This window comes from Lactobacillus huangpiensis (genome assembly GCF_019972815.1).
In the GTDB taxonomy this organism is placed as follows: domain Bacteria; phylum Bacillota; class Bacilli; order Lactobacillales; family Lactobacillaceae; genus Lactobacillus; species Lactobacillus huangpiensis.
This window is the reverse complement of sequence record NZ_BPPA01000001.1, coordinates 323,198-347,692: the sequence shown is the minus strand read 5'-3', so window position 1 is coordinate 347,692 and position 24,495 is coordinate 323,198. Positions and strand designations below refer to the sequence as shown.

Here is a 24,495-nt window from a genome sequence, read left to right as displayed (position 1 = left end):
TCTTTATATGAAAACAACTGTTTTTAGTAAATATTTAACTATCATAATTATGGTGCTTTTAGGTTACTTAATGAGATAAAATGACTATAGAGTCGTTTAAATATTTTCATTAGTAATCGGAGGTCCAAAAATGAAATTAGGAATTATTGGCAGCGGTAAAATTGTTCACGATTTTTTAACGACTGCTGCTAAAATTAAAGGCCTTGAGCTTGCAGCAATATCCACTACTAAACGTAGTCAGCCTATTGCCAAAAACTTAGCTAAGCAATACAACATTAAAGAGGTATTTGCTGATAACGGGCAGTTGTGTCATGATGAAAATGTCGACACAGTTTATGTAGCCGTACCTAATTCTTTACATTATGAAATCGTAAAAGAAGCTCTTCTTGCAGGCAAAAATGTTATTTGTGAAAAACCATATGTAGAAACTGTTGCTCAAGCTGAAGAACTTAAAGAAATCGCTGACAAAAAGGATTTAATCATAGTTGAAGCTATCACAAATATTCACTTGCCAAATTTCAAAGCAATTAAACAACAATTAGCTGAAATTGCACCTATTCACATTATTTCTTTAAACTATACGCAATATTCCAGTCGCTATGATGATTTTTTGCAAGGCAAAATTGCACCTGTATTCGATCCTGCTAAAGATGGTGGAACCCTAACAGATTTGAACATTTACAATATTCACTTAGCTGTTGGTTTGTTCGGTAAGCCGGAAAAAGTGCAATATTATCCAGTAATGCAAAAACAAGTTGATACTTCGGGCATACTTAATTTAGTTTATCCTGATAAACAAGCAGTTTTAATTGCCGCAAAAGATAGCTATACTACTCCAAGATCATTTATTGAGGGTGAAAAAGGAACCATCTACTTTGATGGTTCAACTGGTGTTATTAAAAATTTCACGGTTGAACACAGAAACGGTGATGACAGTGAGTTCAACTTTAACGAGTTTGATCACCGAATGGCAAGTGAGTTTACGGATTTTGTGAAAATTATTGATACCCACGATACACAGAAAGCTAATGATTTATACGAGCATAGCATAGCTGTCATGGATGTATTAGCCAAAGCAAAGCAGTCTGTTTCTAATAATTAATATTATTGACTAAAAAACGCAATCAATTCTCCAGTTGAGAAAGTTGCGTTTTTTTTGTATCAAAAAAGAGGTCAGAGAATTTTTTTAAAAAACCTGTAAAAACAAGTTTTTCAAAAAACATCAAAGACCTCTTTATCTATGATATTAAATTTACTCAATAATTTAATATAAAAAGCAAATTAATGATTATTCTTTACTTTGAAGGGGTTGAGCTAGTTGAACCGTTGGAACCTGTTGAACCTGTTGAGCCGGTTGAACCGTTGGAACCTGTTGAACTTGTCGAGCCGTTAGATCCGTTGGAACCTGTTGAACTTGTCGAGCCATTAGATCCGTTGGAACCTGTTGAACTTGTCGAGCCATTAGATCCGTTGGAACCTGTTGAACTTGTCGAGCCGTTAGATCCGTTGGAACCTGTTGAACTTGTCGAGCCGTTAGATCCGTTGGAACCTGTTGAACTTGTCGAGCCATTAGAACTAGTTGATGGAGTTGAAGTTGGTGTTGTAGCAGTCTTCTTCTTAGCTAAAGCACTTGCTTTAATGTATCCTGCTGAAGTTGAGTAGTACTTTTTGCCCTTAATGGTAACAGCTGCACCAAATAAAGTTACTTTTTGGCCCTTACGAACTTTACCGTTCTTCAAAGCTTTGCCACTTCTAGTAACCAAAACAGTATTCTTAGCTACTTTAGCAGCCTTACCAGTAACATTAACAGCCTTGATGTATTGGTTCTTTCCAACTTTGTAGTACTTCTTGCCCTTAACAGTCTTTTTGCCAAGAACAGTTACTTTTTGACCAACCTTAAGTGTCTTCTTAGTCTTAACTAATTTTTTGCCCTTAAGTTTGTAAACAGCAGAATTAGCGCCAACTTTCTTAGTCTTAGCGGCCTTCTTTGCTGCACTAACTTCAGTTGAGGCGCTACTTAAAGCGTTGGCTGGTAACTGATTAAGACCAACAGCTAATAATGTTGCACCAGCTACTGAAACTATCATTTTCTTATAAAAACTATTTTTACTCATTTTTGAGCCTTCCTTTTTTCATTGACAAATTCGACGCCCCTAGCTAAACAGACTTAAGAACGCTATAACTCTTACTGAGTTACATAGGATTCATTTTAACACTATAAACACCCAAAAAAAAGGCTATAGTTTTAATAAATTATTATTTTTTGTCATACGCACTCGCAAAAACTATTCTAATTTTTGCTATTTTTACAGCAAACATTTTGTATATTGCAATTAAACGGTTTGCTCTTTAATAATATAGAATTATCTCCTATTTTTTTACAATTTATCAAAAAGTGACACGCAAAAAGGACTAACTCTTGTGCTATCCTATAAGTTAGTCCGTAGTTAAATTCTAATAAAGTGTCTCAAATTCAGTTATCATAACAGCAAACTGCTTTTTTAATTAATAAAATTACTTATTGCCTACAACCCTGCGAATACGGTCAGCAACCTGATATTTAGAAGTAAATATCAATTCGTCTCCCATTTCAATAACTGTATGACCATGTGGAACCAGCCATTCTTGTCCACGACGAATACGGCTGACGGTGATATCACTTGCTATATCCCAATCCATCAATTGATGACCGGAATACTGCCTATTGCGGACAACAACAGAATAGACCGCATTTTTGGTATCGCTCAGCACATTATAAACAGCAGGCGATTCTATCAGTGCTCGCAACAGTGATGAAGTAACATTGCTTAAGTCAAAAATTTCCATGCCACTGCTGCGCAATTGCTCAACCTTGGCAATATCAGCACGTTTTTGACAAATAATAATCCGTTTGAAATTTCCCTTAGCTTTTGCCAATTGCCCCAGTCGCAAATTAGTTTCGTCAGATCTCATAGCCGCAACAAAAATATTCCCGGCAAAAGCGTCAGATTGACTCAGATTTTCTGCATCCAGCTTTGATAATAATTTTAAATCTGGCACACGGCTCTTATAAATATTATAGTGTTCACTACTGGTAGTATACATTTGAACCGAATACCAATTATCATGCAAATCAAGCATGACCGGAACTGTTAACGCATTAGTTCCTATAATTATAACTTTTTCCTTGATACGATCCTCAGCTTTTAATTTAAATATTGCATTAAAAAGTATCGGGCAAAAAATGCAAACTATTACAGCGGCTAGAATAAAAACATCAGATTGCAAGCGTGTAATAACATTTAGTTTTCTGGCTACCGCTAAAGTTGGTAAAACAATGGTGATCGTAGTAGCGGTTAAAAAGCCACCCGCAAAACCATTTCTTAAGCCAAATTTCCTAGCATAAACTAACGCAACAGGCAATTTTGCCAGAAATAAAAACAGAACTAAAATTGGTAACAGAATTAAAGAGTTGGGATGTGCCAAAAGTGATCTTAAATTGAGTTTAACTCCTGTCATAATAAAGAAAATAGGAATAAAGAATCCGTAACCAATTGAAGTTAGCTTATCAGCAGTTTCCTGACTAGGCTCCAGCAATTTCATGACAATGCCAGCCAAAAATGCCCCTAAAATATTTTCTACTCCGACTCTTTCAGCAACTGTTACCAAAGCAAAAATTAGGAAAAAGGCTAAACGAACATCTAACTGCGTAGTTGACTTAGTCACTTTAACAAACCACAGATAAGGTTGCTTAAAGTGCCACAACAGTAAAATAGCTACGCCAAAAAGCAAAATGATAAGCCACAATTGTCTGGTATTGCCACCATTAATCGCAGCATAAACCGTCAGCAGCATTAATGGAATTACTTCTCCCAAAACTGCAGTTAATAAAATCGTTTGACCTATCGGTCTATTTAAAATATCTTTTTCTTTTAAGGTCGCAATTACTACTCCCAGTGCAATAGTCATGAAAATAATGGTTGCAAGCATCGTATCTCCAAATAAGCCCAACCATTTTAAAACTAATGCCAGACAAACAGATAAAAGAGCCATACCTAAAAATGCTTCTAAAGCAATTTTAAAGGGAGATATCTGATTCGGCTTTTTTTCTTGCTTATGCTTTGGTTTTAATAAATCAAAGTTGATTTCCATCCCTGACAAAAATAATAGCAAAATGACGCCCAAATTTGATAAAAACGCGAGGTCATGCGTGGGCTGTACAATATTAAAACCACTTGCACCAAGAATAATACCAATGATAATTTCTGCAACGGCCGTAGGAACAGCATTTACCTTTAATCGTACCATTAAAATAGGAACAATTAAGGCAAATAAAACAACTAGGAATAAAGACAACTGTGCCAACAGGATTACCTCCTCATTTATTCTTAGTCGATTATACAAAATATTGACGAGCAGAGAAAATAAAAAGGGTAGCAAGTATTCATAGCTTTCAAAAATCAATAAATTAAAATTTTTCTGCACATAAAAACAGGTCATGACAATTATCATGACCTGTTTCTTTAATTAAAAATTGGCTGCTTTAACAAAGCGATTAGTATCAATTGGGTAGTACTTATTACCATTAATATTGACGCGACCACCATATGTCCGAATGGATTTGCCCTTCAAAAACTTGGTAGTGCCAATACGAATTCCGGTAGTATCGTAAATATAGGCATTATGGGTTAATACACGCTTGGAACCAATGATATTGCTGGCTACAACGTATTCATTTTTACCAATTTGCAAATATTTTTTACCATTTATCACCTTTTCTTGTGCCACGGTTACAACTGTCCCAGCGGTTTTTAATGCCGCATTAGTATGTTTACCTTGAGCATCATATGTATAAGCATCATGCATCAAAGTTTTCTTGCCAGTAGGCGCTTGAGAAACAGGATCAGAATCGGTTGCATTTGATGAATCGTCAGGAAGGGTAGAAGTAACTGTTTCTCCTGCCTGCAAATCGTAATAGTACTTCAGAAGTGAGTAAAAGTCATTCATTGAATAACCCCATTTTTTGAAATAGCCATCAGGATCGGTATGATTAGTACCTCCTAAAAAGCGCGATACTGCATGATGAGACCAGATTGTCCCTTTACCAGTATTTGATGCATTAGAGGGTTCGATGTTATAGCGGTGCAGCAACTTAGCCGCATAAATGGCATTGTTATTCACACTTTTAGCAAATTTATTTCTGGTAGTTTCTTGACAAAGTTCAATTTGAATAAAACGGTTGTTGGCTATTGCTCCAGCACCCCAGACGCCATATCCTGGAGTCATCATCTGAATAATCTGTTTGTGATCAACAAAAGCGTGGACATAAGAGTACATATTTTTCCATTCACGGTTAAAGTAAATAGCTTCATTATAAGCGGATGCCCCGGGAGTTGCAGTTTCGTGAATTACAATACCTTCCGGCTTTCCTTTTCTGTACTTGATCTTATTGCCATTGGCGTAAAATTTGTTATACTTAATGTTCTGTGTCTGGAGCATTTTATATAAAAAAGTAACGTCAACATAACTGTTTTGTTTAGCAATCGAGTTAATTGAGGCAGCCTCTACCGCCTGAGATTGACTGACGTTAAAAATAGGTGCAACTAAACCTACTCCGATAGCAACAGTAGTTATTAGTTTCTTTATCTTCATCTAAATTTTCATTCCTTATTTCGTTTGTGAGAAATTACCTTTGTCTAAAAATTGCCTTTCTTAACATACTGGTGAATGCCTACCCGATAATATTTAAGTCCGTATATTGAAATTGCTCCACCGTAGGTTGCAATGGATTGACCCTTCTTTAACACTTTTTTATTGTCACGATTGCCATAGTCGTTGTAAACAAAAGCATTTTTCTTGAGAAGTCTCATAGTGCCGTCAATATTGCCACTAGCAATGTACTGATTTTCACCAATGCGATAATACTTTTTGCCGTTAATAGTTTTAGTGCCATAGGTGGCAATCACCTTACCGGTATTGCCTACTTTAATTGCCTTAACTTTTTTTACTCGTTTGCCTTTGGAATTGTAAACATAAGCGTTATGCATCAAAGTCTTGTTAACTTTTTTCTCACCCTTTGGAGCCTGAGAAGCCGGTGGAAGAGCACTGCCCATATTTAAAATAGTATCGTTAACCCAACCCTTACCGGCAATGTACAAGCGCTTTTTGCCGTTATAAAAAGTAATGGTCTTAGTTACAGTAACTGCATCACCTTTAGCAACTGAATCGGTTTTGGCAGATACTGAGTGGTCAGTTGGCCAAGCATAAGTGGCACCTGCTTTTTTAACAACATAAGATTTGCTGGTGTTCGAAATCTTAGGATCGTATTGCGTTAAGTTCGAAGTTGTTATCCTAGTGTTTAAAATAGTGTTGTAATTATTGGCGGTAGCGTATGTACCAGTTAGAGCCTTGGTGGCATCTGCATAAGAAGCAGCATTTTCGAGCCATGCTCCTTTGTAGCGCTCTGGCTGCCAGGTAACACCTAAACGAAGTTTTTTACCATTATCATCAAATGAATCCTGGTAAGTATTGTATTTCCTAAATTTCGCTGTCACGTAGTAGCTCTTGCCATTTTTGTCTTCTTCACGTGTTTTAGAAGAATAGGTTGCTCCTTGCCAGCTATCATCAGCCTTCATTCCAAATAAATTATTGGCATTAACGGCCAAACCTGATTTGCCCCAGTTAGATTCCACAATTGCCTGTGCAATCATAACTGAAGGGTATAACCCATATTTTTTAGAAACTTTTTGTGCCTGCTTAACAGCAGTATTTAAAAATGTTGTTTCATCTGCTTTAGTTGCAGATACTGTCTCAGCCTTTGCTGGAGAAGTGGCAATTAAGTTGTTGGTAACCGGCATCAAGAGCGCTGCACCAAGCACCGCTGCTGAAAAACCAGTGATTAGTTTTTTCTTCATAAATAAAATTTCCTCCTTAACCGATATCTTTATTGTATCGAGCAATTAAAGTATTAACAATAGAATCCGCTTATTTGTAGTCAAAAAGTAATATTGTCAGTTTTAATATTACAAATAGTAATTTATTTGTCTAAGACTTCCTGTAAATGATACAAAAGATCTCGTTTCAATCTTTGAAGTTGTACTCGATTAATACCAGTCTTCTCAGCTAAAGCACTGATTGTCTGTCCACCCAGCAAATGATCTATGAACAAAATACGTTCAACCTTTTTCATTTGCGCTAACTCTTTTTCAAGTGCCAAATGATTATTCCAGTTATCCAGCAACCCTACCTGTTCAGCAGAGTCAAAACTAATTTCTTGCTCAGTTATTCGCTTTTGCTTACGCAATAAGTCCAAAGTATGCCAAATAATTTTACGAAAACTAAGCCGATCAACTTCAGTTCTTGTTCTGCCTGCTAATCGCGTTAACATTTCTGCGTAAATTATTATACCTTCCTGCAAAAAGTCTTCGTAATTAGTATAGTCCATTCTGACGTGGGCGTACTTCAATGCGCCTCTGACTAATTTCTGATTCTGCCATGCATTTATAAATGCTTTCCTACTAATCTTCATTTGTGACATTCCTCTGTTTCAAATATGTCACAAGCGCTTGTGCTCTTATAGATTAGCAATACTGCTTAAAATTTAAAAAACATAATATTAAGTTTTTAGCGTTTAGATTAATAAACATTTAACTTTTGCTTTTAATTTCTTTAAGCTTATCCCATATATCATAATTACAATAAATCTACGGGTGAAAAAAGAGCAAAAAAATACACGAACTTCAGAAAGATCGTGCATTTTCTTAAAAAAGAGTATCTGGTCGTTTACTGGTTAAATAAGCAGATTTGTGAGCATCAGAAATTAACGGTAATTCATAATAATCAGCTAATAAATTGCCATACCGAGCATGCTTTTTATCTAATAATTCGGTCATTACTTTTTTTAACGATATTTCTTCCAGAGATTGATGGGGATGAAAGTAAGAAGACTGGTCAATAAGAGAATCTCCGACAGAACTTTTGACCCGCCAGCCTAAATTACTTTTTAAATGTACTGTACCCAGAAGGTAAAGTGCGTGATTAAAAAATAAACTATCGCTAACTTTGCGGGGAATATGACGACTGCAGTTATTATACGTGAAAATATAGCTAAAGCGATTAATTGTCACGGATTCAAAAGCAGTTACATTATTTCGCAATGACGAAAAACTTGCCATATTATGCAGAGCAATCCAGTCAATATTACCAGTATTATAGCTACGCAAGGAAAAATAAGCTAAGCGTCCTGTGGCAATCACATTGTGCCCGACTAAATTAATCTTACGTGCAAATTCTCTTTGAAATTCCAGCCCTGCTAACAGACAATTCTGAGCAAAAGATGTTAGGTGGGCTTGAGTGCTGCGACAACTTAAAATAATCCCCTGATCACAGTCAAAAATTACGCTTTTGTACTTTCCTAAAAGGGGTTGCTTCTGAAACTGATATAAAGCAAAAGTTGCAGGATTTACACAATAAAGTTTATCTTCAACCAAGTATTTATCGATTTCTCGATCTATCCCAATTCTCTGACGCAAAAGCTTTTGCGACCAAAAACGATATTTATGTCCACTAGGCAGGTTCCAGATATCACTTTCTTTTTTTGACAATTCATTCCTCTCCTTTAATTAAAGTAGACGAATACTATTATACTGAAAATGTTATCGCTAGCATAGCTCAATCAAAGGTAAAAAAGCACAAAAAAACAAGAGCGATATAATCGCTCCTGTTCCTTAATTAGCTATAAAACTAATAATTAGTTAGCAAAGTTTGCAACCTTAACGTATTGCTTGCTTGGTCCACCAATTCTGTAGTAAGCCTTACCATTCTTGAATGTGTAAGGTGAACCAAAAGTAGTAACCTTTGAGCCAGCTTTCAATACACGTCTGTCTGCACGCTTCTTGCTGGTCTTGTACACATAAGCGTTGTGGCTTAATGTACGTGAAGTACCATCGATGTTATCAGCCATTACGTATTGGTTGTCAGCAATTTGGTAAACTAAGCTGCCATCAGCAAGTTTAGTAGCTGCACCGATTACTTCAACTGTGGAGTAAGCACGTAACATATCAGTACCAACACGCTTGTGATCTTTATCGTAGATGTATGAGTTGTGCATAACAGTCTTCTTAACCTTGTTTGCAGGCTTAAATGTACCGTCAACATACTTGCTTTCTACGTAAAGGTCTGAATCAGCACTGTTAATGCGGTAATATGTCTTATCGCCAACTTTGATTGGTTCACCAAAGATAGCAATCTGATCACCGTTCTTAACAGTAGTCTTTGAATCTGTTACAGTGTTACCATCAATCTTGTAAACTGGAACATCACCATCTGATTGAACTGTCTTGTATTCTGCACCCTTAACACCAACAGTTAGTAAGAAAGTAACTTTAGTAGTCTTACCGTCAGCATTAGTAGCACTTACAGTAACTGGATATTTACCAGCAACCTTAGTATTAACTTTACTTACATCAACTGTAGGAATCATAGTAGTTGTGTCAGTACTACTTACTTGTGTCTTAAATGCATCTTGAATAGCCTTAGTATTAACTACACCATTAACTGGAACATAGTTGAAACTAACATCACCAATTGTGTCAAGAGTAGTTGTACCTCTCAAAGCAGTGCTTTGTCCATTAAAGTACATTTGAGGGAATGAACCATCAGCTTCCGTTGCTGTTGGGTTAACACGTACATTAAATGTAGCAGTTTTACCATTAGTTGCATACAGGTGTGTAGTAACTGTAAATGGAGCTGCTGGTTTGTCAAAACTACCATTAGCCTTTACAGTAACGCCAGCAGCCTTCAAGCCATCTCTAATATCTTGTTCAAGGTTCAAGAAACTTGGTGTAGCAGCTGAAGAGTCATTGCCAGCAGTTGTTCTAGGGGTATACTTACCATTCTTACCTCTTGAAGCGTCAATCTTGTCTGCTACAGCAGAAACACTGTAACTATTTGTGTCAAGATCTACTGAACCAGAGTCAGCAATTACATCCTTATCAGTATCTTTATCTCTATAAGTAACGTATGGTGCACCCTTCAAATCAGTGTTAGCAACACTAAATACTTTACTTTGAACTTGAACGCCTGAAATTACGCCAGTACCATCTGAAGTCTTAGTAGCTTTATTAACAGTATAGTCTGTATTAGCTTTCAAGCCACTAATAGTAACTGGAACAATAGCTACATAAGATTTACCTTTTTCAAGCTTATCAACTGCTTTTGCACCGCTAGCTACAGAACCAGTGCCATCAGCATTTGCTGTAGCTTCATAAATAGAAGCTTTACCAGGAATTACATTAGCACCTGTTGGCAAAGTTGGGGTAGAAAGTGAAGCAGCAACTTTGGATGCTACATCGCCATCTACTAAACTAGTAGCGTTAGTTATATTCAATTCCAATGTAGCAGTAGTAATGCCGTCTTGTGTAGTTCCGCCAACAACTGGAATATTAGTATCAGCAAATACTGTTGATACACCGGCTGCAGCAACTGGAGCAACAGCTAATAAAGCAGCTGCAGCAGCACTAACAATTCTTAAATTTTTCTTCATGTGGTCTTTCCTCCTTGTGTATATACAAAATAGTAATAGGCTATAGGTTCAGTCGTGATGAGCCTACATTGTTACAACACCCTTCAAGCCGAATTCATAAGTTTATAACTCTTATGAGGTAGCTTTCGAGCTGAAGAACGCGCATGCGTACAGGCATTCGAACCTGAAGCATAGCTATTACTTACCACATTTCTTATTGTACCTACCTTTTGCTCAAATTGCAAGACATGTAGTTATTTAACATACTTTTGTAACAAACGCTTACAGATTTACAGCTTATTTTTTTACTTTTCAAAAAATAATAAAACCCTCAACAGCACTACATTCAATGTTTTTTGCCGCTAACAAAGTTAATAAAGTTATTTTATTTTCTATTAAATTTTACAAAATAATAACAAAATAATTTGAAATAAAGTAAAAATCACGCCAAACTTGCCTTGACGTGATTTCCTATCTTTACTAATTATTTTTACCGCAAAATTGTTTGATTTTAATTATCGTTTCTTTAATTGTCTCCAAAAACTGCAGGTTACATTGACTGACCCTGAGTATTATCGAACAAACTAGTAACAGTTCGTTCAACATATGAAGCAGATTGTGGAGTTTTATACAAATCCACCCCTTCTTGCGCAAATGCTTTTGCATTTGCTATTGTTTCCATTGCTTTCTTTACCTCTGTTCCTGCCAAATTAGCGGCAGCATCTGGTAAAGACAAATTAACCTTTTTGTTTGCACCGTTTAGAAATACTAATTGTAAAGTTTTGGTTTTTGTTACCATATTATTTGCTCCTGTCTTAATCATTTTTAGTTGAGAGATTTTATTATTCATCACCAATTGGAATGCCCTGTCTTTGAATTAAAGTCGCTGCGCCCAGATCATCACCCTGAAGCTGTGCTAAAGCTGCACCTACTTTAGCCAAACTGCCAGCTGTTGCTCCTTCTCTAACGTTCTTTAAAATTCGTGATTTAGTACCGTCTTTGCTGTATTTGGAATTTAAAAATGTGTATTGGACTGATTGTTCTAATAATGCAAAATTCATATTATCTTTCTTCCTTTTCTAAATAGTGTAATCAACCCGCGCGCCAGATGTCTTACACTATTACTAACGAAAATGGGCGTCAAAATGTAACATTTTTTCTTAAAAAATGGTCACGTAAAGGTGAAAAAACACCATTGAGTAGTCAAATCTGCTTAAACCATCTATAATTAAACTAAGTATTAGTAAGGAGGATAAATTCCTATTATGAAAAAAACGACAATTGGTACGATTGTAGCAGTAGTAATTATCGCTATTGGTGGTGGCGTTTTTTACGCAACACAAAAATCCAATAATGATAAAGTTGAAGCTTCCTATAATAGTGCAATGACTACTGGTAAAAATGCGGTTGCTGATAAGGACTATTCAGAAGCAAGCTCTGCATTTGCCAAAGCTTTCAGTATCAAGAAGACTGACCAGGCTAAAGCTTATAAAAACCAGTCGGACAATATGATTTCCGCAATTAACGCAACTAAAAAAGGCAAATATAATGATGCGTTAAACGAAACTGCCAATGTAATTCAAAGAAAAAACGGCTATGCAGTTTTAGTAAAACAAGGTAAAAAATTAAAGACTACTATCAAAGATGTTCAAGATAATTATGAACATGAAATTCAACCAATCTTCCTCGCTGCATCCCAAGCGGAATTAGCTAAGCAATATCTTAAAGCAGCTGACCAATACCAAAAGGTGCTGGACCTGCCTTATATTGATGAACAATATTACAGTCAGTACAAGACAAAAGCAGAAAAAGGTCTCAAAGATAACCAAAAAGCTGCTAAAGAAAATAATAATGGCTCTTCAAGTCAAAGCTACAATTCAATTTCAGGTAAAGGACCAGATACTGGCAATGCCGGTAAAACCGGTGAGGGTTCCATGGGCAACCACAAAGTACATGGTAAAACAGTTACTAATAAGCAAATAGCACAACTGCGCAAACGTGTAGGCAAGTTTGGCTATGACTCAATGTCTTGGAGTCCGCAGGATTTGATCGATCTTTACAGAAAGTCTGGTCGAACTAAACCAAGCAAAATTACCAAACAAGATATTCAAAACTATCTTAAGCCGTAACAAACAATAATAAGTTAAACTTAATATGCTGAACCGTCCCGATCGTTACATGGGACGGTTTTTATTTAGCCGGTTTATCTATTTTATTGCAGTTGTGCAAAATGCTATAATTTTATTAATATTATTAAAAACTACCATATATAGAGGTTAAATTGCTCCAATAGTTGCTTTTATAGCCTAAACTCTGTAAAATGACTATTGACTTTCACGTTTCCTATTTTTATTAAAGGGGTGTCTGCTTTGACTGAAAAAGAAAATAATAGCAAAGAAAAAGATAACGAAAAAGAACAAGAAAAAAAGGATAAAGAAGAAGAAATCAAGGTTGTGATGCCTGACGCTGAATGGACAACCATGCCAGAAGAAGAGTTTGCAGAGCAACCGGATTACCTTAAAGTTTTCGCTGACTTTTACATTGCTCAGTTTAACCAACGAGATTTGGAAATCATGAACTTATATGATACCAATTCCAACATGGTTGACATCAACCACTATCTGCTTAATAACATTAAATTCACTCGCAAAGAATTAGTTAAACACGTTTTGCAATACCATGCTCAGAATTTCCAAAGTATAATTGACGAAATTGCTGCTAAAGATGGTGTTGATGCAGAAAAAATGACAACATATAAAGATTGGGATAACTGGTACGAAGAACGTCGCAATAAAATTTCAACTTCTTTATCATAATTTACTTGTACTAAAGCAAAAAAAAGAACAAAATAGATACTTGAATGAGAATGCCACACTGACATTCTTTTTTACTTAAGAATGAATATCTCAATATTGTCTATGGGAGTACATAATTACTATGGATAAAAAGACGAAGCGGATTTCAGCTGCCGGTCTATTAATTACCATCGGTATCGTTTATGGTGATATCGGAACTAGTCCGCTCTATGTAATGAAGTCAATCGTTACAGGCAACGGTGGCATTGTCAATGTTGATCGTGAACTGATTTTAGGATCAATTTCGCTCATTTTTTGGACAGTCACACTGCTAACCACCGTTAAATACGTCATGATTGCACTCAGAGCTACCAACCGTGGTGAAGGTGGTATTTTTGCATTATACGCTCTGGTACGTAAACGAGCCAAATGGCTTGTTATGCCGGCACTGATTGGTGGAGCAGCCCTATTAGCTGATGGGACATTGACCCCTGCTGTGACGGTTACCACTTCGATTGAAGGGCTTAAAAATATGCACTTCGGTTCAAGCGTACCGGTGCCTAACCAAAATGCTGTAATCATAATTACAATTGCGATATTGCTGGTACTTTTTTCAATTCAAATGCTTGGCACCAGCAGCATTGGTAAAGCATTTGGTCCTATAATGTTTGTCTGGTTTACATTTTTAGGCATTATCGGTATCTATAATATGGCTAATGACTGGTCAATTTTAGAAGCACTGAATCCCGTTTGGGCTATTAAAGTTCTTTTTAGTCCATCTAATAAAGCCGGTATCTTTATTTTAGGTTCAATCTTTCTGGCTACTACCGGTGCAGAAGCGCTATATTCTGATGTCGGTCATGTTGGTAAAGAAAACATTCGTGGATCCTGGCCTTATGTTTTTCTCTGCCTGTCTTTAAATTATCTTGGTCAGGGAGTTTGGATTCTGCAAAATCCACATTACCAAACAAATGGTGGTGAACTGAATCCATTCTTTGAAGCTGTACCAGGAAATTTACGACTTTTTGCCATCATTTTGGCTACAGTAGCCGCAATTATTGCATCTCAGGCATTGATTACCGGTTCATTTACATTAGTATCTGAAGCAAGTGGTCTGAAATTTTTGCCACGGATGAATATTAATTATCCTACTACTAAGCATGGGCAAATTTACATTCCTTCCGTAAACAAAATGATTTGCGTGGCAACTATCGCTATCGTAATTTTCTTCCGGACTTCAGAACATATGGAAGCAGCTTATGGTCTGTCAATCACAGTCACAATGTTAATGACTACCCTGCTGCTCTTTGAATACTTAGGTTCAAAGCATCACCCATTAATTTTACGCCTTTGCTTTTTAATAGCCTTTGGCTTTATTGAAGGCATGTTCTTGATTTCCAGTTTGACCAAGTTTATGCATGGTGGCTACGTCACCGTTTTAATTGCCGGTTTCATTGGCGTCATTATGTTCATCTGGTACTTTGGCAATAAAGTTCGTGATAAGCATGAAGGTGCTCATACCTATGTCCGTTTGGACGAATACACTGATATGCTGACGGATTTAAGCCACGACGATGATTATCCCACTTATGCCACTAACTTAGTTTACATGGCTAAAGTTAAATACAATAAATTTATCAAACGTGAAATTATGTACTCCATCTTGGATAAAAGACCTAAACGTGCTCAAGCCTACTGGTTTGTAACTGTCAATATTACGAATGAACCGTTTACTGCCAGATATGCTGTTAATACTTTTGGTACTAAGAATGTCATTAACGTGCAGCTCTACCTTGGGTTCAAGAAACAAACCAGTGTTAATGTTTACCTGCGCCAAATTGTCCATGATTTAATTAAAGATGGTACTATCGAAGCACAGCCTCAGGAGTATACTACAACTCCCGGTCGTAAAGTGGGTGACTTCTCATTTGTAATTGTTAATGAAGTTGTCAGTCCCCTAACTAGACTTAAAGGCTTTGAAAAAGTTATGCTAAAGGCACGAGTTTGGTTACAAAACCTCTCTTCTAATCCAGCTTCATGGTTTGGGTTGGAATACACTGACACTGTGGTCGAGGAAGTACCACTCATTTTAGGTAAGCCAAGACATAACCTGCATATTAAGAGAGTTGCCCCGCGGGACTATTCCAATCTAAAGAATAAAGAATTTGAATAATATAAAATAGCATCTGTAGATCAAATTTACAGGTGCTATTTTTTAGTTAAATCGATTTTTCTATTCTCTATAATTAAGTTAACAAAAAACATTGTTCTGATTGGAACAATGTTTTTATTTTTAATACTAATTACCAAATATGTACTCGTTTCTCTGGGTCGAGCCACATGCCGTCTTCCGGTTTAACATCGAAGACTTTGTAAAAGTCATCTTGGCATTGACTTTGAACGTTAGCCCGCAGTGGACCAGGCGCATGAACATCAACAGCAATTTGACTCTTAATTGATTCAGTCAATTGCTTATTAGCCCAAATGCGTGCAAAGTTTTCAAACAGTTTCTTCAAATCATCATTTTCGTTCTTGGCAGCTTCAACAGCAGCAGTCAAGCCACCCTGATCAGCAATATTCTCAGAAACTATTTGCTTACCATTGAGTGTAACTGGTCCATATTCTATACCGTCAAACAAGTCAATTTCAGCTTGTGTCCGTTTCTTGAATTCAGCATAATCCTCATCAGTCCACCAATTAGTCATATTGCCTAATTCATCAAACTGAGCACCATTGTTATCAAAGGCATGGGAAACTTCATGAGCAATTACGGAACCGATGCCACCAAAGTTGGCTGCTCTGTCTTGTTTCAAATCATAAAATGGCTTCTGCAAAATTGCTGCAGGAAAAGTCAGATCATTTCTTTGTGGGTCATAGCAGGCGTTGACTAAATTACCTGGCATTGCCCAAACAGTTCTATCTACTTCTTTATGTAATTGTTCAAAATTATATTTTTGTTCAACAATAGCAAAGGCACGTTCATTAGAATAAAGACTGCCACCTTGACTAGCTGGGATAACCTTTAAACGATTGTAAATCTCTTCAATTTTATCTGGATAACCAATCTTTAATACCAAAGCATCAAGTTTAATGATTGCACGTTTCTTGGTTCGTTCAGAAAGCCAATCGTTATTCTGCAGACGTTCCTTGTAAACATCAAGCATACGGTGAATCATGTCTTCAACGTCTTCTTTGGCTTCTTTACCAAAATAGGTTTGACCATAATAAACGCCAACTACTTCGCTAAATGAATCATTTGCAATGTGATAAGCTTGTTTTTCACCAGTTGTCAATTGTGGTTGACCACTAAGCGCCTGAGCAAATGGAAATGATGCTTCACGGAAATCTTGTGACAAAACATCGGCAACACCATTAATAAAGTTAACCAACATCCAGCCTTTGATTTCAGCAAAGTTTTCTTTATTGATAATTTCGTTAATATGATCCAAATAACGCGGTTCTTGAACTATAATTCTGCTTGGTTCCTCACCGATTACTTCTCTAAGAAAATAAGAAATTTGGAAATCAGCAAACTTAGCTTCAAAATCAGCAATCTTCATTGGATTATAAGTAGCAGGATAATCAGCCCACTCTTCACTTGACTTAACTATTTTGGCCAGCTTTTTGTCAAACTTAATTGCATCTTCAGCATATTTTTCTGCTCTTTCTTCAGCTATACCTGCCATAATTAACAGTTTAACTGATTGCTTTTGCAAAATACCTAACAATTTTGGCGCATCAAGTGTTTGATAAGTAGTTGTATCTGGTAAAAATGTCCCAGGACCTGCAAAATTCAACGCATTGACTTTGGTGTTCTTCATGTCAGGTTCAACATCAAGACCAAAAGGAATTGCGGAAAAAGTTACTAAATCTGGTGCATTTAAATTAAAGTCAGAAAAATCTTTTAAACCATCAAGAAGTTCCAAGTCTGACTTAATTGGTTCAGCTCCATCAGAGTTTCTTTTATCAAAATCTTTAGCCAATTTGTACAACTTAACGGCTTCATCAAAGTTAGGCACACTTGGTACTTCTTTTTTTCCAGCCGCAAAATCAGCAAAATCCTGCATCAAATGCTTTTCAACATCAACATCAATACCATCAAACGAAGCCATTCGTGACCGGTCTTCCGGAATCTTAGTTTTTTCAATCCATTCTGAGTTAACAGCCAGGTATAGGTTGTCCTGTGGGCGTGCATCAAGCTTAGGCTCGATGATATTACCACTACCGCCTCGAACTGCGAAGTTTTTATTCATTCAGAGAGTCCTCCCCTTTTTATCTAAATTAAAAATAGACTAAATTAATATTATCATTCTAATTATACCCTTAACATTAAAAAGACTTTACAAAATTACTTATAAAGCGTGATATGCTTATGCAATTTTGCGTGCAATGGCAATAAGAGCAATACCATCAGAAAAATACCACAGGCAGCAATAATGAAAAATGGAATGTAACCTGCACGATCAATTATCATGCCGCCAAATAATGGACCAAAAGCCTGACCAATGCCACGGGCAACATTAATTTCACCCTGATATTTGCCCTTGCTGTTTGCTGGAGATAAATCGTTAATGTATGCCGGAACAGCTGGAAATGCAGTTGCTTCACCCATAGTCAGGATAAACATTGATAATGCAAAGTGGGCAAAATCTTTAGCAAAAATCAACGTGGCAAAAGAAATTGCAAACATGAGCGTGCCAAAAATAATTTGCTGAAACAAGTTCTTAAACAAATTAGGATAGCGTGCCAAAATCACTTGAATAATGACTATTACGGCACCATTTAGAGTCCATAACAGGCTATATAAATGGAAAGGTATTCCCAATGAAACCATGTAAACTGACAGGTTAGACTCCCAATTCATGTACATTAGCCATGTCACAGCCAAAGAAATCAAAAATCCGACCATTAACATCACGTTATATTTGGGCATAGGATCAACTTTTTGCTTTACGCCCTTTTTAATACCATTCTTTTTGCGATTTTGGTGAAAAGTATTAATTGGGCGATAATGAATCGCTGCATTAACGCAGGCAATGGCAAATAGTGAAGCTGCTAAAATAAATAAGAACTCAATTGAAAAGTCATAAAGATATCCTACCAGCAGTGTCCCTGTGACAGTACCGACATTTTGGGCAAAATAAATCAGATTAAAAACATAACGCCCTGAATATTTACGCAAGCTTGTTGCTATTGAGTTAATTAAGGTGCCATTCCAACCACTGATGCAACCGGTAAGAATAAGCCAAAACCAATATTGCGGCCAGCCATGGAAAAAAGCCATCATGAACAAAACAAAGGCATCCAGTCCTAATCCTGTAACAATTAGTGGGTATGGGTTCAGACGGTCATATAAGCGTCCAGCTAAAAGCGAACCTAATACATTGCTGGCACAATTGCAAAATAAAACAACCCCTATTACAGAAAGGCTGATGTGTAATTGCTTGTTTAAATAAACCGAAGTCAAGGGCCAAACAAAACTCGACCCGATCCACGTGGCCAGCTCCCCCAGTAATAGCCAGCGTAACTTAATTTCAGTTTCTTCATGAGATCCATGTTTAAGTTTCATTTATTCAGTCCTTTCTTTTTTAGTTTCCATTTACCAGTTTAGCAAGAAGTATTAAAAAAGAATACCCCCAATAAATAGCTGAACTGGTATTTTGCATACAAAATAATAATTTTATTCTTAGAGAAAAAAGATGACCACCAGCGATTTGCTGCAATCATCTTTATTGCTGTTTAATTAATCCAGAACCTAGAAGAATTGACTCTTATTTTCCTGATAATACTTTTGGTAGCGTCCTTTATAATTATGAAACATATATTTCAACAGCAGCCACCGCTTAAAATTGCGGTCCTGATCATAAAAGACTGTTGTACCATAACGTCCCTCATGGATTAACTCTTCAGCCATTCTTTTGGCTTCATTATCAACAGCGTATTGCTTAAACACATTGACAGGTATGCCCAGCCACAATTTATGCTTTGACTTTAACTTATTGCAGTAAACCGGCTCCTTATCGTTTAAGCTGTCATAAACATAGTCATCCACATACCATTTCGCCAAGTTATAACCATTAAGCGTTACATAAAAGCTTGAACGACCTTGGCGCAGATTGATTTCAAAGAATTTATATTTACCATCTCGCGTATCATACTTGATGTCAAAGTTGGCCATCCCCGTATAATTGATTTTTTCCAAGAATGATTCAACTTGCTCGTATAGCTTTTCGTCATAATCAGGCAAAATTGCCATATAATTGCCAATTGACTGAGGTGTCGGATCCTCCAGCAATGGGTGACCCATACACATCATCTTGATATGATGCTCCTTATCAACATAAGCATTTAATACACGCATGTTGGAATCATCGCCAGGAATAAAATCTTGCAAGATCAAGTCTTCATGATAGCCATTTTCATAAATTTTGGTGACAATATCACGCAATTCAGTTTCATTATGAATGGTAAAAGCTTTTTTACGACCCTCAAACTGCACATCAAGCCAGGAAACAGGATCTTCCGGCTTGAGTTCCATAGGATAGCCAAAGGGAAGTTCCAGATAATTTTCTGCCTTGTAATCAGCCATCGTCACAATCTTGGTTTTAGGGTATGGCAGACCACATTCTTCAGCTATCTGGTAAAAGTTTTCTTTTGAAATTAGTTTTTGTAATAAATCGTAGTCAACATAGGGAACTACAAAAACTTGTTCCAATTCTTCCTTATGCTTTGCAAGCAATTCAGAATAGCCGTCTCCACACGAAATCAGAATTACCGGTTCTTCATGATCTTGGTAAATTTTCATTTGCTCACGCATAACTTCAATAAAAGTAGGATCTTCGCTGAAGCCATGATGTAACTCCACACTGACAATTTTAGAATAACGTGTTGCCGCCAGCTGACTGTCAGCCAGCGCCTTTACGCTAATACCGTATGCCTCGTTAAACGATCGGGCCATGCCGTAAACATTAATGTCACTGCCAAGTAAAATTGGCGTAAAGTTTCGTTTCATTAATAAATTGTTCTCCTCATTAAACCAGCTTGCCCTGCTTAATCAAGCTGGCAACTTCTGGTTGAACATGCTGGTATTTGGCAACTGTCCCTTCATAATCAACAAAGAATAATTTATACCATACCAAAAATGTATAAATAGTCCAAATTTGTCGACGATGGGAACCGTCACCCTTGTAGTTTTCATCAAGTAGAGCCAAAATTTTATCCTGCTCGAAAACGTCTTGTACAAAGTCTTCACTGAATAATTCGCGCACTTGTTTATAAAAACGGGGTTCTTGCAACCATTCTTTGATTGGGGTTGGGAAGCCTAATTTTGGTCGTTTAGCCCATTCATCCGGTAAAACCTTTTCTGAAGCCTTGCGCAAAGCATACTTAGTGTCATGCATGTTCACTAAGTAATCAGTCGGAATTGAATTGGCTCTTTCCGCAACCTTTTTATCAAGGTATGGCACCCTTAACTCCAAAGAATGAGCCATAGAAATTTTATCCGCCTTTTGTTCTATATCATTTAGCATAAAGTGGTGCAGATCAATGTACTGCATCTGACGGACATTATCGAGGTCTTTTACCTTTTTAAAGTCACTTTGGTAAATCCCGTTAACAGTTAATTTATTCCGATAAGATGGCTTTAAAACACTGTTAGCATCTTCAGATGTAAAGATAGTCGGATAATCCATGTCATAGATAACTGATTGACCAACGTAAAATTCACTCGGTTCAGCCAAATTGGTGTACAAATGAACCTTACCAGGGAAGTTCGGCATTTTTTTAATTCTGTGTGCCAGTTTAACCCTGGTCTTCTTCGGCAACTTTTTGCATTGGGAAGTAAAAACTTTAATAATGCTGTTGTGCGTGTGCATTCCGTAGTTAACGTAACCTGCAAATAATTCGTCCGCACCTTCGCCAGACAAAGCAACTGTCACATGTTTACGTGCCATCTTGCATAAATACCATAATGGAATTATTGACGGGTTAGCATCCGGCTCATCCATATGGTACTGCATTTCCGGAAAGTCATACATGGCTTCATCTGCCTTAACCTTATCAGAAAAGAAATGCCAGCCCTTCATATCAGCTAAAGCCCTGGCCTTTGAAGCTTCATCATAAGTTGCATCATCAAAAGAAATTGAGAATACATCATCCGGATTTAATATACTAGTGATGTAACTTGAATCCACTCCTTCTGATAAGAAGGCACCAACCGGAACATCGGCAATATGGTGCAATTTAACTGACTCATGTAAATCTTCGTCAATTTTATTGACGGTTTCTTCAAAACTTAAAGTATTGGCCTTATATTCTGCATCCCAGTACTGATGGGTTTTCATTTCACCATCTTTATATTCGAACCAGTGACCGGCAGGAAATCTATAAATTCCCTTGAAAAAAGTTTCATGCAAATCATTATACTGGTTCATCAAGTATGGTTTAACAGCTTCAATGTTTAAACGTCTTTTAAAACCAGGCATTGCCAAAAAGCTTTTGATTTCTGAGCCTATCATTAAATGACCATTCTCTTCACTGTAATAAAGTGGCTTAATACCAAAGAAATCGCGCGCACCATATAGCGTCTGAGTATTGTCATCCCAAATCGCAAAAGCAAACATGCCGCGAACACGCTTGAGCAAGCCATCCATGCCCCACTCTTCAAAGCCATGCAGAAGAACTTCTGTATCAGACTTAGTGGTAAAAGTATGACCCGCAGCAATTAATTCATCTCTCAATGGCTGGAAGTTGTAGATTTCACCATTGAAGATAATGGCCATTGTTTTATCTTCGTTGTAAATTGGTTGACTGCCACCACGCAAATCAATGATTGATAATCTTCTAAACCCTAAAGCAACTTTATCGTTGGTATAAAAACCATCTGAATCAGGACCACGATGCATAATTGCCGCCATCATTTTACCGATAGCGGCTTGTTTATCATTTATTTCTGGATTATAAAATGCAACAATTCCGCACATTGCTTATCTTCCCTTAATTTATGTTACTTTGTATATTTTTGTCTTTAATTTAACTTTTCTATTATATGCTAAAAGCCGGGCAATTTCCAAATTGCCCGTCGCGATTTTACTAAATATAAAAAATTCTGCGTTTGCTGGCAGCACCATAACCAAAAGCCTGAATATAATGCCTCTGTATGTCAATATTTACAATATAACCCGCAAATTCGGTTTGATGATCAATTTGTCTTTTCCAATTCTTGTTATATTTAGTAGTTAAAGCATGGTTAGATCCCATCAGTGCCGAACAGTTAAACAAGATATACTGAATTCCGTTAATGCGGTATTGGTCTTCGTTATGTCTGTGACCACAAAAGTAGGCAATAATGCGCGCATTTTTCACATTAGTAAAATCAAAGTCATTAGCTAAACGAAACTCTGGTGGAATTCCGTGGCTGGAATGCATTTGTCCTTTTTCACCCTGATTGAAGGCAACCAGTAACTCGTGCAGAGAACGACCATTATACTTCAAAGCATTTGAACCCTTACGATTAATCGGATTAGCATGGCTCATAAAGATAATTTGCTTATTTGATGACTGCTCCAGTATTTCAATAATTTCTTCAATTTGATCTTCTCTCACAGCCAAAGTAAGTTTCACATCATATTTTTTTCTGCCTTGTGCATCCAAATAGTAAGGCAAATCAGAAGTATTAACGGAAATAAAGCGTAAATCATCCACATCATAGTAACAAACTCCATGTTGCCGGGAAATATAATGGACACCTTTTTGCTTATACAAGGCGGGCCACATAATCCCTTCAAACTCATTCTCAGGAAAAGAGGCTCTTAAATCATGATGTTCATCAAATTTATCATTTTCATCATGATTTCCCTTAATAAGTATATAAGGCACTTTGTCTGAAACAAATGAATCACGCAATTTAGTTAATTCACTTTCACCCAAAAAGCCGGTATCAGAGCCATCAATCCAGTCACCCAAATGAACTTTTAAACTTAAAAGTCCTGAGTCATCAAGGTAAGAAAATTCGTTAACGTGAGTTAAGCCGTTCCAGCCATAAAAGTCCATACTATTACGGTCTTTATAATGGGTATCAGTAATAACGCTGACATTAACAGAGTTTTTCCCTGTGCGAATGTGGCCTTTGACTCTTTCAACAAAGCGATCCAGGTATTCTTCTACAACATAGCGTCTGCCAGTTTTGCGGCTGACAAAAGCGCGGTAGCGCTGCAGTTCAGGACTAAATCGGCGGACATATTCAGGCTCTAATTTATCTGTACTTTCCAAACTGAGAGCTTGATGCAAAATTTTTTCTTCATCTTGGTAAACTGTCAGAGTATACGGCTGATCATTAGGTGTACCCTGTTCACCATCAACATGATACTCTCCTACCGTTAAATAATTTTGCATAGGATCAAGCTGTGCATCTTTTTTCTTAAATAAAGAACGTAATCTAGCCCCGTTTATCTTATCAGCTAATCCTTTAGTATACTTTAAAATACCCATATTTTGCCTCTAGCAGAAAGAAAAAAGAGCTGAACACACATTCAGCTCTAAAATTATAAACTTTTTTCTAAAGCGTGTGCCGCTAAACCAATTGACAGAAGTGCATCTTTAGACAAAACTCCTTGTAATGTTTTTGGCGCTACTTCTTCAACGGCTCCAATTACTTTTAAACTGTAACTAACGACATGAGAATCTACCAGGTTGTTGTAAAACCCGTCTTCATACGGATTCTCATGATTATAAGTTAGATTAATTTCGTTTTTATCAACAAAACCATCAACATGGTTAGTCAAAATCCGATCCTGCAAATCGGTTAATTGCTCCGATAACTTAATTAAAGTCAGTTTATGATCACTTTCAGTGTCATAATACTGCTCTTGACTCATGCCGAAGTATTCTTTTATTGGCTTATGCAAAACGTGCAAATTATCAATTACACGATAAACTGCCTCGGCATCAAAATCTTTTTCTTTATTTAAAATACTTTCTTGATTTGCGGCCAAGTCATCGGCCAAAGTTATTATTTCTAACTTCTCCATGGTATCCTCCTAAAGTTCATTATATATTATACCAAAAAAACAGCTATTGCACTTTTTGAAGGAAAAGTTTCTGATATTTAAGGAAAAAGAAAATATTTAAAGAATTTCAGTACAACAACCGACCAAATTGTTTTTAAAAGAATAAAAATATTTTGGCGTATTTATTTATGAA

Annotated in this window: 19 protein-coding genes; 4 read left to right on the top strand and 15 right to left on the bottom strand. The window is 36.7% G+C overall.

From position 1 onward, the window contains the following. Positions 1 to 130 precede the first annotated feature (130 nt). Complete coding sequence (locus LDM90_RS01625; RefSeq protein ID WP_223896311.1) at positions 131 to 1,102, top strand: Gfo/Idh/MocA family protein; 972 nt, start codon at positions 131 to 133, stop codon at positions 1,100 to 1,102. A 193-nt stretch (positions 1,103 to 1,295) separates the two neighbouring features. Here the strand turns inward: LDM90_RS01625 and LDM90_RS09525 are convergent, their stop codons facing one another. The 9 genes from LDM90_RS09525 to LDM90_RS01575 form a co-directional block, all read right to left on the bottom strand. Beyond that, the gene (locus LDM90_RS09525) at positions 1,296 to 2,114 is read right to left on the bottom strand and encodes an SLAP domain-containing protein (RefSeq protein WP_238480226.1); all 819 of its coding nucleotides are present in this window, start codon (positions 2,112 to 2,114) and stop codon (positions 1,296 to 1,298) included. A gap of 400 nt (positions 2,115 to 2,514) precedes the next feature. Beyond that, on the bottom strand, positions 2,515 to 4,344 hold the full coding sequence (locus LDM90_RS01610; RefSeq protein ID WP_198212438.1) for a cation:proton antiporter family protein: 1,830 nt from the start codon (positions 4,342 to 4,344) through the stop codon (positions 2,515 to 2,517). A 162-nt stretch (positions 4,345 to 4,506) separates the two neighbouring features. After that, on the bottom strand, positions 4,507 to 5,631 hold the full coding sequence (locus tag LDM90_RS01605; protein ID WP_223896310.1) for an SLAP domain-containing protein: 1,125 nt from the start codon (positions 5,629 to 5,631) through the stop codon (positions 4,507 to 4,509). Between the two features lie 44 nt (positions 5,632 to 5,675). Continuing rightward, positions 5,676 to 6,893: an SLAP domain-containing protein gene (locus LDM90_RS01600; protein ID WP_223896309.1), complete on the bottom strand. Its 1,218-nt coding sequence runs from the start codon at positions 6,891 to 6,893 to the stop codon at positions 5,676 to 5,678. A gap of 122 nt (positions 6,894 to 7,015) precedes the next feature. After that, entirely contained in the window at positions 7,016 to 7,507 is a 492-nt protein-coding gene (locus LDM90_RS01595) for a sigma-70 RNA polymerase sigma factor region 4 domain-containing protein (protein ID WP_223896308.1), read from the bottom strand. A 232-nt stretch (positions 7,508 to 7,739) separates the two neighbouring features. Beyond that, complete coding sequence (locus tag LDM90_RS01590) at positions 7,740 to 8,582, bottom strand: hypothetical protein (RefSeq protein WP_223896307.1); 843 nt, start codon at positions 8,580 to 8,582, stop codon at positions 7,740 to 7,742. A 146-nt stretch (positions 8,583 to 8,728) separates the two neighbouring features. Continuing rightward, entirely contained in the window at positions 8,729 to 10,522 is a 1,794-nt protein-coding gene (locus LDM90_RS01585) for an SLAP domain-containing protein (protein WP_223896306.1), read from the bottom strand. Between the two features lie 529 nt (positions 10,523 to 11,051). Continuing rightward, entirely contained in the window at positions 11,052 to 11,300 is a 249-nt protein-coding gene (locus tag LDM90_RS01580) for a DUF2922 domain-containing protein (RefSeq protein WP_109586780.1), read from the bottom strand. Positions 11,301 to 11,343: 43 nt separating this feature from the next. Next, a complete protein-coding gene (locus tag LDM90_RS01575) occupies positions 11,344 to 11,562 on the bottom strand; it encodes a DUF1659 domain-containing protein (protein ID WP_034978218.1) in 219 nt (72 codons plus the stop codon). 204 nt (positions 11,563 to 11,766) lie between these two features. Here LDM90_RS01575 and LDM90_RS01570 point away from each other — a divergent pair, with 204 nt between their 5' ends. The 3 genes from LDM90_RS01570 to LDM90_RS01560 all read left to right on the top strand — a co-directional run bounded on the left by LDM90_RS01570 (position 11,767) and on the right by LDM90_RS01560 (position 15,469). Beyond that, complete coding sequence (locus tag LDM90_RS01570; RefSeq protein ID WP_223896305.1) at positions 11,767 to 12,630, top strand: hypothetical protein; 864 nt, start codon at positions 11,767 to 11,769, stop codon at positions 12,628 to 12,630. Positions 12,631 to 12,870: 240 nt separating this feature from the next. Next, the gene (locus LDM90_RS01565) at positions 12,871 to 13,317 is read left to right on the top strand and encodes a hypothetical protein (RefSeq protein ID WP_223896304.1); all 447 of its coding nucleotides are present in this window, start codon (positions 12,871 to 12,873) and stop codon (positions 13,315 to 13,317) included. A gap of 121 nt (positions 13,318 to 13,438) precedes the next feature. Continuing rightward, positions 13,439 to 15,469, top strand: coding sequence for a KUP/HAK/KT family potassium transporter (locus LDM90_RS01560; RefSeq protein ID WP_223896303.1), 2,031 nt, complete (start codon positions 13,439 to 13,441; stop codon positions 15,467 to 15,469). A 130-nt stretch (positions 15,470 to 15,599) separates the two neighbouring features. Here the strand turns inward: LDM90_RS01560 and LDM90_RS01555 are convergent, their stop codons facing one another. From LDM90_RS01555 to LDM90_RS01530, 6 genes are all read right to left on the bottom strand, one after another. Further along, positions 15,600 to 17,549, bottom strand: coding sequence for a M13 family metallopeptidase (locus LDM90_RS01555; protein WP_223896302.1), 1,950 nt, complete (start codon positions 17,547 to 17,549; stop codon positions 15,600 to 15,602). A gap of 95 nt (positions 17,550 to 17,644) precedes the next feature. Continuing rightward, entirely contained in the window at positions 17,645 to 18,865 is a 1,221-nt protein-coding gene (locus LDM90_RS01550; protein ID WP_198212461.1) for an MDR family MFS transporter, read from the bottom strand. Positions 18,866 to 19,051: 186 nt separating this feature from the next. Beyond that, entirely contained in the window at positions 19,052 to 20,308 is a 1,257-nt protein-coding gene (locus LDM90_RS01545) for a carboxylate--amine ligase (protein ID WP_223896301.1), read from the bottom strand. A 19-nt stretch (positions 20,309 to 20,327) separates the two neighbouring features. After that, positions 20,328 to 22,277 (bottom strand): asparagine synthase (glutamine-hydrolyzing), encoded by a 1,950-nt coding sequence (gene asnB, locus LDM90_RS01540; protein ID WP_223896300.1) that lies wholly within the window; start codon positions 22,275 to 22,277, stop codon positions 20,328 to 20,330. 109 nt (positions 22,278 to 22,386) lie between these two features. Next, on the bottom strand, positions 22,387 to 23,784 hold the full coding sequence (locus LDM90_RS01535; RefSeq protein ID WP_198212467.1) for a metallophosphoesterase: 1,398 nt from the start codon (positions 23,782 to 23,784) through the stop codon (positions 22,387 to 22,389). 53 nt (positions 23,785 to 23,837) lie between these two features. Then, positions 23,838 to 24,323, bottom strand: a complete 486-nt coding sequence (locus LDM90_RS01530; protein WP_223896299.1) for a hypothetical protein — start codon at positions 24,321 to 24,323, stop codon at positions 23,838 to 23,840. Positions 24,324 to 24,495 lie beyond the last annotated feature (172 nt).

Coding starts and splice junctions, on each gene's coding strand:
- LDM90_RS01625 (WP_223896311.1), top strand. CDS start 131: ATGAAATTAGGAATTATTGGCAGCGGTAAAATTGTTCACGATTTTTTA.
- LDM90_RS09525 (WP_238480226.1), bottom strand. CDS start 2,114: ATGAGTAAAAATAGTTTTTATAAGAAAATGATAGTTTCAGTAGCTGGT.
- LDM90_RS01605 (WP_223896310.1), bottom strand. CDS start 5,631: ATGAAGATAAAGAAACTAATAACTACTGTTGCTATCGGAGTAGGTTTA.
- LDM90_RS01600 (WP_223896309.1), bottom strand. CDS start 6,893: ATGAAGAAAAAACTAATCACTGGTTTTTCAGCAGCGGTGCTTGGTGCA.
- LDM90_RS01595 (WP_223896308.1), bottom strand. CDS start 7,507: ATGAAGATTAGTAGGAAAGCATTTATAAATGCATGGCAGAATCAGAAA.
- LDM90_RS01585 (WP_223896306.1), bottom strand. CDS start 10,522: ATGAAGAAAAATTTAAGAATTGTTAGTGCTGCTGCAGCTGCTTTATTA.
- LDM90_RS01580 (WP_109586780.1), bottom strand. CDS start 11,300: ATGGTAACAAAAACCAAAACTTTACAATTAGTATTTCTAAACGGTGCA.
- LDM90_RS01575 (WP_034978218.1), bottom strand. CDS start 11,562: ATGAATTTTGCATTATTAGAACAATCAGTCCAATACACATTTTTAAAT.
- LDM90_RS01570 (WP_223896305.1), top strand. CDS start 11,767: ATGAAAAAAACGACAATTGGTACGATTGTAGCAGTAGTAATTATCGCT.
- LDM90_RS01560 (WP_223896303.1), top strand. CDS start 13,439: ATGGATAAAAAGACGAAGCGGATTTCAGCTGCCGGTCTATTAATTACC.
- LDM90_RS01555 (WP_223896302.1), bottom strand. CDS start 17,549: ATGAATAAAAACTTCGCAGTTCGAGGCGGTAGTGGTAATATCATCGAG.
- LDM90_RS01550 (WP_198212461.1), bottom strand. CDS start 18,865: ATGAAACTTAAACATGGATCTCATGAAGAAACTGAAATTAAGTTACGC.
- LDM90_RS01545 (WP_223896301.1), bottom strand. CDS start 20,308: ATGAAACGAAACTTTACGCCAATTTTACTTGGCAGTGACATTAATGTT.
- asnB (WP_223896300.1), bottom strand. CDS start 22,277: ATGTGCGGAATTGTTGCATTTTATAATCCAGAAATAAATGATAAACAA.
- LDM90_RS01535 (WP_198212467.1), bottom strand. CDS start 23,784: ATGGGTATTTTAAAGTATACTAAAGGATTAGCTGATAAGATAAACGGG.
- LDM90_RS01530 (WP_223896299.1), bottom strand. CDS start 24,323: ATGGAGAAGTTAGAAATAATAACTTTGGCCGATGACTTGGCCGCAAAT.